Genomic DNA, 7,499 nt, shown 5'->3' with positions numbered 1-7,499 from the left:
GTCGCCGTCAGGTCCAGGCAGATTCGCCCGGAGTCGAACCGCAGCTCGTACGAGGCCGTGGCCATGCCCGATGCCATGTGCCCCGGGTCGACGCCCGCACGGTCGCCGTCTCCTGGGCGGGGCACGCGAGTTGGGTGATCCGTATCGGCGGGCTCACCGTTCTCACCGACCCCGTCTGGTCGCGAAGGATCTTCGGCACCCCGGCCCGGATCACGCCGGTCGGCGTGGCCTGGAGCGCGCTGCCGCGCGTCGACGCGGTGGTCATCAGCCACAACCACTACGACCACCTGGACGCGCCGACCCTGCGCCGACTCCCGCGCGACACACCGATGTTCGTGCCGGCCGGGCTCGGAGGCTGGTTCAGGCGCCGCCGGTTCACCCAGGTCACCGAGCTGGACTGGTGGGAGGCGGCCGAACTGGGCGGCGTCCGCTTCGACTTCGTCCCCGCCCACCACTGGTCCAAGCGCAGCCTCACCGACACCTGCCGCTCACTGTGGGGCGGCTGGGTCCTGACGGCGCCCGACGCACAGCGCGTGTACTTCGCGGGCGACACGGGGTACGGCCACTGGTTCACCCGCATCGGCAGCCACTACCCGGGCATCGACCTCGCCCTCCTGCCCATCGGCGCCTACGACCCCCGTTGGTGGCTCAGCGACGTGCACTGCGACCCGGAGGAGGCGGTCCAGGCCGCCGTCGACCTCGGCGCCCACCGCATGGCCCCCATGCACTGGGGCACCTTCGTCCTCGCCGCCGAGCCCGTCCTCGAACCCCTGACCCGTGCAAGGGCGGCCTGGGAACGGGCGGGGCTGGCCCGGGAGAACCTGTGGGATTTGCCGGTGGGAGGTTCGCGGGTGCTGGGTTAGGTCCCGGCGGTGTTCAGGACCTGTCCGGCCGATCACGGCGGAGACGCGGGGTCTGGCACGCACTCCCCCAGACTCGGCTTCGCTTGTGTGGGGCACCCCGATCACCCCGCTCACGGGTACCGAGAAGAAGCCGCTGCTTTCCTCCACCGTGATCGACCGGCCAGGTCCTACGCGGTGGGTCCGCGCATCCGGCGCCACACGCTGGGCGACAGGCTGACGACCAGGGTCAGCACCACCGCCGCCACCACTCCTTCCCAGGGCTCATTGAAGAGCGAGCCCCCGAGGATTCCGATGACCTGGTAGGTGGCCGCCCAGGCCAGGCAGGCGGGGACGTCGCCGCGGGCGAAGCTGCGCAGGGGCATCCGTGCCATCAGGCAGGCCAACATGACCGGGATACGGCCGGCCGGGACGAGCCGGGACACGACGAGCACGGCGATGCCGTGGTCGCTCAGTTTCTCCTGGGCCTGGGCGAGGCGGTCCTCCGGGGCGCGCTCGCGGATGGCCCGCAACCAGCGGGAGCCGTTCTTGGAACGCATCCCGCGCCGCCCGAGCCAGTAGAGCGCGACGTCACCGAGGAACGCCGCGCACGAGGCGACCGCGAAGACCAGCAGCAGTGCGAACGGCGCCGTCTGGTGAAAGGCGACCACGGCCGCCGAACTCACCAGCGCCCCCGTCGGCACCACCGGCACCAGCGAACCGATCAGCACCAGCAGGAAGAGTGAGGGATACCCAATCGCCTGCTGAGTGGACTCCGGCGGCACGGTCGTGGCCGTGGCAGACAGAAACGCCGCTGACAGAATCCTCACCGGCCGACCTCCGGCGCCCCGCGCTCACGGAGCGCCGTGCCGCGCGGCGGGACAGCCCGGGCGACCTGCGGCCGTGCGCGTTCGCCGGATGCCGGGGCCTGCGGCGGGACTGTCCGGGCGGCGTCCGGCCGCCCGCGTTCGCCGGACGCCGGGGCTTGCGGCGGGACTGTCCGTGCGATCTGCGGCCGTATGTGTTCGCCGAGTGCCGGGGCTCGCGGCAGGAGCGTCCGGGCGGCCCCCGGCCGCCCGTGCTCGCCGGTCGTCGGGGCCTGCGGCGGGACTGTCCGGGCGGCGTCTGGCCGCGTGCGTTCGGCGCGCGCCGGGCTCGGCGGGACCGTCCGTGTCGTCTGCGGCCGCCCGTGCTCGCCGGTCGTCGGGGCCTGCGGCGGGACTGTCCGGGCGGCGTCTGGCCGCGTGCGTTCGACGCCCGCCGGGCTCGGCGGGACCGTCCGTGCCGTCTCCGGCCGTCCGTGTTCGTCAGGCGCCGTGCCGTGCGGCAGTACCGTCCGCGTGGCCTCCGGCCATATCCGCTCGCCGGGCACCGTGCCGTGCGGCAGTACCGTCCGCGTGGCCTCCGGCCATACCCGCTCGCCGGGCGCCGTGCCGTGCGGCAGTAGCGTCCGTGCCGGCTTCGGCCGTAGCGTCACCGGGCGACCTCCGGGCGTACGCTCTCGCCGTGGCCCAGCCGGTGGACCGTGACGTGGGGCGCGTGTTCGGCGGCGAGGCGTACGAACTCCTCGCCCGGCGCGTGGAATTCGTGGGGGCGCACGGCGTCCATTCCGATCGGCCAGTACGTGCCGTAGTGCACCGGCACAGCGCTGCGCGGCATCAACCCCGCGAGCGCCTGAGCCGCCCGCGCCGCGTCGAGGTGTCCCTCGCCGAGGTACGGCCCCCAGCCGCCCACCGGCAGCAGCGCCACGTCGACCGGTCCGACCTCCTCGGCCATGGACGCGAACAGCCCCGTGTCCCCGGCGAAGTACGTGCGCGCCTCGCCCTCGACCACGTACCCGACGGCGGGCGAGCGGTGTGGTCCGACGGGCAGCCGCCGCCCGTCGTGCCGCGCCGGCACGGTGCGTACGACCAGGTCACCGACCTGGGCCCGGTCGCCGGGCGCCACCTCGGTCAGCAGCAGATGGTTCAGCCGGCGCAGCCCGGGCACCGCGCGCGGCGCGCCCTTCGGTACGAGCAGCCGCGTGCCCGGAGCGAGCCGCGCCAGCGAGGGCAGATGCAGATGGTCGGCGTGCAGATGGGAGACGAGCGCCACGTCGGCGACCGCCGCCGCGGGCGGGGGCGGCGCCCCGCGCCTGCGCCGCAGGTGCGCGAGCCGGCGCGCGAAGAGAGGGTCGGTGAGCACGCGCGTTCCGGAGTCCTCCAGTGTGCAGGTGGCGTGCCCCCACCAGGTGATCTCCACCGGCACCTCTTTGCCTCCTTCGCGCGACTCCCCCCGAGCCTACGGGCAGGAGTAGGGTCGGCGGCGAAACCCGGAGGTGAGGGGGACGCCATGGGAGACGCGCGCGGTGCTTTCGGCACGCAGGCCCTCAAGTGCTCGCTCGAGCGGAGCGGCCCGTCGTCGCTCCGTGTCACGGCGATCGCGAGCCTGACACCTCTGGAGGAGCTCGACTCCGATCCCTTCCTGGTCGACTCCCGCAGCCAGCACGCGATGTGCGCCCGCTGGGCCGCCGAGCGCGGCTACGTGGTCACCCGGGAACTCCTCGTACGCGGTCTGCGCCCCGACCACCGCACCTTGTGGGCGGACGTCGAGGCCGGCCTCGTCGACCTGTTCGTGGCGCCCAGCCGGCGTGTGCTGGAGCGTGCCCTCGCCTCGGTCGACGAGTTCACCGCCGAGTGCCTACGCCGCGGCGTACGCGTCGAGACGGTCGGCCGCGCGGAACCGTCGTACGACGCCCAGATGAAGGCCCGGGTCCACCGCCGCCTGTCGATGCCGACGGCAGGCTACGACGGCCGCTGACTCTCGGCGGGTCCGGCGGTCCAGGACGAGCGCCAAGCGCCCCGGGGAACTCGGGGACACCCGGCCCCTCCCGCACGTTGTGACAGGGTGGAGCAGGCCTCGCGGTCGGGGCGGGCCGGGACGTGAGGTGGACTGGGCGTGGGTGGAGGACGTTGGCGGCGGGTCCTCAGCGGAGTGTGGCGAAGCATCGCGGTGTGGGGCGTCTCCACCGTCACGATGCTGGTCCTCGCCGGAGCGCTGCCGGACTTCCAGTTGGAGTCGGACACCGGGGACAGCGCCACCCGCATCGCCGTCACCGCAGCGGCCGGCGCGGGCGTCTTCGGTCTGCTGTCCTCGCTCGTGTGGCCCCTGCTCGTCAGGGCGCTGCTCCTCGTACCGGCCCTCGTGCTCGGGCTGCTCGTCTTCTTCCTCAACGGATCCCTGCTGCTGATCGCCCTGCGCATCAACCCCTCCGGGCGCGGAGAGGCCGCCCCCGAGACCGCGGTGGTCGTCGCCGCCGTGATGTCCGCCGTCGCCTCGGCAACGGGCGGTGCCCTCGCCGTACGGGACGACGACGCCTACCGGCGCAGGCTGTACCGCCTCGCCGACCGCCGCCGCAGACGTGCCGCCGGACAGGCCGGCCCCTCGACCCACGGCGCCGTCTTCCTCCAGCTCGACGGCGTGGGCCACGACGTCCTCGAGGCAGCCGTCGCCAAGGGGCTCATGCCCACCCTCGCGGCGTGGCTCGGCGGCCCCCGGCCCACCCACCGCCTCACCCCCTGGCGCACCGACTGGTCGAGCCAGACCGGCGCCAGCCAGCTCGGCATACTGCACGGCAGCAACCACGACGTCCCGGCCTTCCGGTGGTACGAGAAGGACAGCCATGAGGTCATGGTGTGCAACCGGCCCACCAGCGCCGCCGAACTCCAGCGCCGGGCCATTCGGTACACCGGCGACGGGGGACTGCTCACCGTCGACGGCGCCAGCCGCGGCAACCTGTTCAGCGGCGGCGCCGACCAACTGGCGCTCGTCCTGTCCGTGTCGGCGAGGAGAGGCAGGGAGAACCGCTCGCGGGCCGGCTACTTCGCGTACTTCTCAGACCCCGCCAACGCCGTCCGTACCGCCATGTCCTTCGTCGCCGAAGTACTCCGCGAGATCGGCCAGTCCACCCGGGCCCGGTTCGCCAAGCGCCGCCCGCGGGTGGGGCGCGGCGGGCTGTATCCGTTCATCCGCGCCTTCGCGACCGTCGTCGAGCGGGACGTCGTCGTCGCCGCGGTCATCGGCGACATGCTCGCCGGGCGCAACGCGGTCTACGCGGACCTGGTGGCGTACGACGAGGTGGCCCACCACTCCGGGCCGCGCGGCCGGGACGCCGAGAAGGTCCTGGAACGGCTCGACCGGTCGCTCGCGCTGATCGCGAAGGTCGCCGAGCACGCCCCACGGCCGTACCGGATCGTCGTCCTGTCCGACCATGGCCAGAGCCCGGGCGAGACCTTCCTGACCCGTTACGGGCTCACCCTCGGCAATCTCGTCCGGGCGGGCTGCGGGCTGCCCGTGCCGCGCAAGGCGCAGCGTACGCACAGCGGTGCCGAGGCGCGGGCCGCCGTACGGGCCGCGCTGCGCAGGCCGGTCGAGGAGAGCGGCGAGGGTCACCTGCCCTCGCGGCGCCGCTCCGAGCCGATCGTGCTGGCCTCCGGCAACCTCGGCCTGATCTCCTTCCCCGACGTACCGCACCGGATGAGCCGTGAGGAGATCGACCGTCGGCATCCCGCGCTGCTGTCCACGCTCGCCAACCATCCCGGCGTCGGCTTCGTGCTGGTGCGCAGCGAGGAGCACGGCGGGCTCGTGGTCGGCGCGCACGGGTCCGAGATGCCGGTGGACGAGCTCGACGACGAACACCCGGGCCCGCTCGCCGACTTCGGTCCCGGCGCGGCCGACGCCGTACGGCGCACGCACTCCTTCCCGCACACCGCCGACATCATGGTCAACTCCTGGTACGACCCCGTCGAGGGTGAAGTCCTCGCCTTCGAGGAGCAGATCGGCTCGCACGGCGGACTCGGTGGAGCCCAGGGCCGGCCCTTCCTGCTCTCGCCGGTGGCGCTGTCCGCTCCGCTCGGGGACGCCACCGAACTCGTCGGCGCCGAGCACCTGCACCGCGTAATGCGGCGGTGGCTGCGCGAGTGCGACGGCCCCCAAGTACCGCTGGCGGCACGCCCGAACGAGCGTGCCGCCTGACGGACCGGCCCAGGTTCACCGGGCCAGCGGTGCGACCACCCAGCGCCGCGTCTTGAAGAGGCTGTCCCGCTGCCCGATCTCGATCAGCTTGCGGGCCGCCGGGAACGCCTCATTGCCCTCGATCTCGTAACCGACCTCGAGGGTGCCCGGCACATCCCGGATCTCCAGCTGCCGGTGGATGTCCGCGGCGGAGCGCTCCTCGTCGGAGCCCACCACGGCGAGGTGCTGGATCAGCCTGAGCTGGGCCGCCGCCAGCGACTCGGCCGGGTCGCGCGGGCGCGGTGCCGCCGCCGCCCGCTGCCCCTGACCGGACGGCGGCGCGACCACCGAACTCGGTGTACGCGTCGAACCCGCCGCCTCCCTCGTCGACAGGTGCGCCTGCACAACCGTGCCGTCGTTGTCGAGCGCCACGCGGATCTCGCCGCGCCCGGGCGTGATGACGGGCACGCCGTCGAAGGCCTGACGGAAGGTCACATGGGTCTGGAGCGAGACGGGTTCGCCGAGCCGTGAGCCGTTCTTGCTGCCGGAGTTCTGCCACAGGTCGTGCACCCCGTCGAGGATCAACTCGGCTCCGCCAGTGTGCTGTTGGGCGAAGGCGCGCGCCAACTCCACGGCCCGGTCGGTGTCCAGCCGCTCGGTGTTGCGGTGGTTGGCCTCGGCGAGCTTGACCCAGCGCGCGGCGAGCGGCGCGGTCGAGACGTACCGGTCACCGGAGTTGGCGCTCAGCACACCCTGCCGCTCGACCTGCACCTCCTGGAGCGCCGCCGACGGGAAGCCCGCCAGCTGCCCGAGCTTCGTCAGCTCCGCGCCCGGATCGCGCGGCGCGAGCTGGACGGTCTGCTCAGGTACGGCGGTCGCCGGCTGGCGCAGACTGCTGCGGGCGTAGTACCAGCGCCAGGCGTACCAGGCGTCGGAGACGTGCTCGCGGACGAAGTTCCGCTCGGAGTTGAGGCGGTTGGTGGCCTCGGCCTGGGTCGGACCGGTCGCGCACACCGAGGGCGCCTGCCCCTGGTAGATGTCCCACGACGCGTTCAGCCAGGCGTCGGTGAACGTCTGCCCCGCGCGCCACTTCTCCCAGAACTTCTTGCCGTAGTCCGGGCTGTCGATGCTCGTCGACTCGAAGCCGAAGATCATCCGGGAGCCGAGGTTGGGTCCCGCCCAGGTGCGGACGGGGGTGTGCCCGTCGAGGACGCGCACCGAGTTGCAGGTGGACCAGAAGACGTAGTTCGCCTTCTCGTTGCCGAACCCCATCCGGTTGGAGATGGCGTCGCTGCGACCGTCCCAGACCGCGCCGAGCGGCGCGAAGAACACCCCGTTGCCGTCCATGCCGCCGTGCCCGGAGTGGTAGACGGCTACTACGGCGTCCACGCCGTAGCGGTCCTGCCAGTTGTCGTACGTCTCCTCGTACGCCCACACCTGCGCGCCGCCGTCCGCGAACCAGAAGTTCCGGTCGTAGAACTGCTGGAGATAGGCGAGCCAGCCCGTGGCGTCCTCGTGCGTGTGGGAGAGCGGGTTCTGGTTCACGAACTTCTGGATGCTGAACGCACCCCACCAGCCGAATGTGGAGTCGCGATCGGCCGCGCCCGGCTTGCCGGAATCGAGCGGCGAAGGGCCGCGGTCCGAATAGATCATGCGCATGGTCAAACT

6 protein-coding genes are annotated in these 7,499 nt (G+C 72.9%); 3 read left to right on the top strand and 3 right to left on the bottom strand.

Translation table 11 applies throughout. The features are described 5' to 3' along the window. On the top strand, positions 1-863 hold an 863-nt coding region (locus AB0D27_RS24270; RefSeq protein ID WP_362512363.1), incomplete at its 5' end, for an MBL fold metallo-hydrolase. A 167-nt stretch (positions 864-1,030) separates the two neighbouring features. Here AB0D27_RS24270 and AB0D27_RS24265 read toward each other — a convergent pair. Together AB0D27_RS24265 and AB0D27_RS24260 are read right to left on the bottom strand one after the other, a co-directional pair. Further along, positions 1,031-1,669 (bottom strand): VTT domain-containing protein, encoded by a 639-nt coding sequence (locus AB0D27_RS24265; RefSeq protein ID WP_362512360.1) that lies wholly within the window; start codon positions 1,667-1,669, stop codon positions 1,031-1,033. Positions 1,670-2,312: 643 nt separating this feature from the next. Next, positions 2,313-3,086, bottom strand: coding sequence for an MBL fold metallo-hydrolase (locus AB0D27_RS24260; RefSeq protein WP_362512357.1), 774 nt, complete (start codon positions 3,084-3,086; stop codon positions 2,313-2,315). An 84-nt stretch (positions 3,087-3,170) separates the two neighbouring features. On the opposite strand from AB0D27_RS24260, the gene AB0D27_RS24255 reads away from it, so the two are divergent. Next, complete coding sequence (locus tag AB0D27_RS24255; protein WP_362512354.1) at positions 3,171-3,638, top strand: hypothetical protein; 468 nt, start codon at positions 3,171-3,173, stop codon at positions 3,636-3,638. 138 nt (positions 3,639-3,776) lie between these two features. Continuing rightward, complete coding sequence (locus AB0D27_RS24250) at positions 3,777-5,852, top strand: alkaline phosphatase family protein (RefSeq protein ID WP_362512352.1); 2,076 nt, start codon at positions 3,777-3,779, stop codon at positions 5,850-5,852. Between the two features lie 15 nt (positions 5,853-5,867). Here the strand turns inward: AB0D27_RS24250 and AB0D27_RS24245 are convergent, their stop codons facing one another. After that, positions 5,868-7,490: a DUF6345 domain-containing protein gene (locus tag AB0D27_RS24245; protein WP_362512349.1), complete on the bottom strand. Its 1,623-nt coding sequence runs from the start codon at positions 7,488-7,490 to the stop codon at positions 5,868-5,870. Between the last annotated feature and the right edge of the window lie 9 nt (positions 7,491-7,499).

It is taken from the genome of Streptomyces sp. NPDC048415, assembly GCF_040651675.1.
GTDB lineage: Bacteria > Actinomycetota > Actinomycetes > Streptomycetales > Streptomycetaceae > Streptomyces.
Note: the sequence above shows the minus strand (reverse complement) of the source record. Positions and strands in the feature narration are given on the sequence as shown.

Excerpts from the sequence above, each read along its gene's own strand:
- AB0D27_RS24255 (WP_362512354.1), top strand. The coding sequence starts at position 3,171 with ATGGGAGACGCGCGCGGTGCTTTCGGCACGCAGGCCCTCAAGTGCTCG.
- AB0D27_RS24245 (WP_362512349.1), bottom strand. The coding sequence starts at position 7,490 with ATGCGCATGATCTATTCGGACCGCGGCCCTTCGCCGCTCGATTCCGGC.